Raw genomic sequence first — 255 nt, forward strand, 5'->3', positions numbered from 1 at the left:
TATACGTATTCGTAACCCGGTCAACACCTCCAAGGTGGTTGTTCGAAACAGTTTCTATCAATCGGGCACGCTTATCGTAATAGTTCACCGTCAAAAGTGGGGCGCTTCCGTCGTCCTTACTGACCTTAGTTCCCGTGAGCAGGCCCTTCACCATGGCCGTGTTGTTCAGACCACTACTTGCAGGAAGTACGTTTGTGGCCCTGAACCCATAATCGTCGTAGTAGTTTACCGTCAGAACAGTTTTGGTGGAAGTTC

1 protein-coding gene is annotated in these 255 nt (G+C 49.4%); it reads right to left on the minus strand.

Annotated elements, in window-relative coordinates; all coding sequences use genetic code 11:
• On the minus strand, positions 1–255 hold a 255-nt coding region (locus C5745_RS20395; RefSeq protein WP_165793161.1), incomplete at both ends, for a hypothetical protein.

The sequence above is a fragment of the Sphingobacterium haloxyli genome, assembly GCF_002980525.1.
GTDB lineage: Bacteria > Bacteroidota > Bacteroidia > Sphingobacteriales > Sphingobacteriaceae > Sphingobacterium > Sphingobacterium haloxyli.